Here is a 1,410-nt window from a genome sequence, read left to right on the forward strand (position 1 = left end):
TGATGCGGGTCCTGGTCGTCGAGGACTCCGAGCCGCTGGCCGAGGCCGTCGCGCGCGGGTTGCGGCGCGAGGGGATGGCGGTCGACGTGGCACTCGACGGGCTGAGCGGGCACGAGAAGTCCTCGATCACCCGCTACGACGTGGTGGTCCTGGACCGCGACCTGCCCGGGATGTCCGGGGACGCGCTGTGCGCCGAGATCGTGGCCTCGGAGGCCTCGACCCGGGTCATCATGCTCACCGCGAGCGGGGCGCTGGCGGACAAGGTGGACGGGCTGTCGCGCGGCGCGGACGACTACCTCGCCAAGCCCTTCGACTTCCCCGAGCTGGTCGCCCGGGTGCGCGCCCTGGGCAGGCGCGCGTCGCCCGCGGTGCCGCCCCTGCTCGTGGCCGGGGACGTGGCGCTCGACCCGGCCAAGCGGACCGTCCGACGCGCGGAGGCGCCGGTCGAGCTGACGCGCAAGGAGTTCGGCGTGCTCGAGGTGCTGATGGGCGCCCGGGGCGCGGTCGTGTCCAGCGAGGAGCTGCTCGAGCGGGTCTGGGACGAGAACGCGGACCCCTTCACCACCACCGTCCGGGTCACGGTGATGACCCTGCGCAAGAAGCTCGGCGAGCCCGGGGTGATCGAGACCGTGGTCGGTGCGGGCTACCGGGTGCCTGCCGCGGGCTAGGCCGTGTCTCCCATCCCGCCCCCGGCGGCGTCGCCGGACCACCCGAGGACGACCCGGTACGAGGCCGGCCCGGCTGCCCTGCCGGGAACGACGTGGGTCACCGGGCCCGGCGGCGCCGGATCGAGGGACCCGGCCTAGTGCGCAGGCTCTCGCTGCGGTGGCAGCTGACCCTCCTCGGGACCGGGCTGGTCGTCCTGGTCAGCGCGTTGCTGCTCTGGCTGGGCTGGCTGCTGGTCGGCGGGGTCGCGGCGTCGGTGCCCACGCTCCCGCCGGGCACGTTGGTGCGGGTGGGGGACCTGGACGTGCCGGCCGAGCAGGTCACCACGGCCGTCCGGCACGCCGCCCGCGCCGAGCTGCTGCGGGCGGGGCTGATCGCGTTCCCGCTGCTGGTGGTGGCCTCGGGGCTGGTGTCGTGGGTGCTCGTCGGGCGGGTGCTGGCGCCGTTGCACGAGGTCACGGCGACCGCGCGCCGGCTCTCCGCGGAGTCGCTGGACCAGCGCCTCGGGCTGCGTGGCGCCCGCGGCGAGCTGGCCGAGCTGGCGGGCACGTTCGACGGGATGCTGGACCGCCTCGAAGGGGCCTTCGCCCTGCAGCGTCGGTTCGTGGCGAACGCGAGCCACGAGCTGCGGACCCCGCTGGCCGTGCTGCGCACCGAGGTCGACGTGACCCTCGCCGACCCGGACGCCGACGTCGTCGAGCTGCGGCGGATGGGCGGCGTCGTGCGGGACGCGACCCGACGGGC

Annotated in this window: 2 protein-coding genes; both read left to right on the plus strand. The window is 75.6% G+C overall.

All coding sequences use genetic code 11. The features are described 5' to 3' along the window. The first annotated feature begins 2 nt into the window (after positions 1 to 2). Entirely contained in the window at positions 3 to 668 is a 666-nt protein-coding gene (locus H5J29_RS32620; protein ID WP_181784746.1) for a response regulator transcription factor, read from the plus strand. A 137-nt stretch (positions 669 to 805) separates the two neighbouring features. Then, positions 806 to 1,410 (plus strand): HAMP domain-containing protein (locus H5J29_RS32625; protein ID WP_181784747.1); only part of this gene is annotated, 605 nt, incomplete at its 3' end.

It is taken from the genome of Pseudonocardia pini (assembly GCF_013870575.1).
GTDB classification, from domain to species: Bacteria; Actinomycetota; Actinomycetes; order Mycobacteriales; family Pseudonocardiaceae; genus Pseudonocardia; species Pseudonocardia pini.

Excerpts from the sequence above, each read along its gene's own strand:
- H5J29_RS32620 (WP_181784746.1), top strand. The coding sequence starts at position 3 with ATGCGGGTCCTGGTCGTCGAGGACTCCGAGCCGCTGGCCGAGGCCGTC.